Origin of the sequence: Streptomyces sp. Ru73, from assembly GCF_002920575.1 — a bacterium.
Taxonomy (GTDB): domain Bacteria; phylum Actinomycetota; class Actinomycetes; order Streptomycetales; family Streptomycetaceae; genus Streptomyces.
On the sequence record NZ_PQSQ01000212.1, the window covers coordinates 1 to 1,534 of the forward strand.

At 75.0% G+C, this 1,534-nt stretch carries 1 protein-coding gene and 1 pseudogene; both read right to left on the minus strand.

All coding sequences use genetic code 11. The features are described from left to right. A pseudogene (locus tag C3486_RS36580) lies at window positions 1-902 on the minus strand (hypothetical protein); the annotation flags it as partial. Window positions 903-996: 94 nt separating this feature from the next. Next, window positions 997-1,534: MBL fold metallo-hydrolase (locus C3486_RS36585; protein WP_103837134.1), on the minus strand; the 538-nt coding region annotated here is incomplete at its 5' end.

Here is a 1,534-nt window from a genome sequence, read left to right on the forward strand (position 1 = left end):
GCGGGCGCACGCGCAGGCTCGGGCGCGGGTTCGTACGCACGCCCAAGCGCAGGCTCGGACGCGGCCCCGAGCGCGGGGTCGTACGCGGCCCCGAGCGCAGGCTCGTACGTAGCCCCGAGCGCAGGCTCGGACGCGGGCCCAAGCGCCGGCTCGGGCGCGGGCGCACCCGACGCAGGCGGGCCGTACGCGGACGCACCGTACGCACCACCGGCAATCCCCCCGGCAGGGCTCCCACCAGGCCCCCCGTCCGGAACCGGCTGGCCGCCCAGCCACAGCGTCCCCGCGCCGTCCAGTGCGGCCGTGCGGGCCGCGTGGTGGTGGAGTTCCTCCGTGCCGGGCCGCCGGGGCGCAGCGCGCAGCGCCTGTGCGAGGGCCTGGGTGTACGCCGGCGCGGCCTGGTTCCGCTTGTCGGCGCGCTGCACGGCGCCGTACAGCAGGAACGGTCCGCCCAGCGACAGCCGCCCCGCTGCCAGTTGCTGCCAGACCTCGGGCGCGGCGGCGAGGTCGGCCAGCACCGTGGTGCTGCCCGGCGGCCGGTGCCGCAGCTCGGCGGTGAGCCAGTGCCACGGCAGCGCGGTGTACCGGACCGTGCGCGGCGCCGTACGGGCCAGCGCCAGGTGCGGTCTGCCCTGCCGCGCGTCCACCTGGAGGTGCCCGGCCAGGTAGATCAGCAGCGGGCCCTCGACGGCGGCCGCGGTGCGGATGTGGGTCAGCACCGTGTTGGGGTCGTCGGGGTTCGCCAGCTGCACGGCACTGGCGTACGCGGCACCCACGAGGTGCGCCGGCGGAACGGCGGCCAGCTGCGGCAGCACAGTGGTCGCCGGGAGGGGCCGGCGCACCGGCGGATCGGCGGCAATCAGCAAGGCGTATCCGTGTGCGGTCGGTGCGGTGCTGGTTGCCATACGGAGCACGGTAACCGGACCGCCTCCCGGAGTGCAGGGGATAGCGGCGCAAAGGTTCGAAAACCGGCAGCAAGCGACACGGGTACGCCACGCCTCAATGGCCCCGCGCGATCCACTCCTCCAGGTGCGGTGCCTCGTCGCCGATGGTGGTGCTGTCGCCGTGGCCGGTGAGGACCTTCGTCTCGGGCGGCAGGGTCAGCAGCCGGTCGCGGATCGACTCGACGATGGTCGGGAAGTCCGAGAATGATCGCCCGGTCGCGCCGGGTCCCCCCTGGAAGAGCGTGTCACCGCTGAACACGACCCCGAGGTCCGGAGCGTGGAAGCACACCGCGCCGGGCGCGTGCCCCGGCGTGTGCAGCACGGTGAGGTCCGTCCCGGCGATGGTCAGCACCTGACCGTGCGCCAGTTCCCGGTCCGGCGCGCCGGTCGGGTAGGTCTGCTTCCACAGCGGCAGGTCGTCGGGGTGGAGGTGGATGGTCGCGCCGGTACGGGAGGCCAGCGCGGGTGCGGCGTTGATGTGGTCGTTGTGCGCGTGCGTGCAGAGCACGGCCCGCAGCCGCCGGCCGCCGAGCGCGGCGAGGATCGCGTCCGCGTCGTGCGCGGCGTCGATGACGACGGCCTCCTCGTCATTG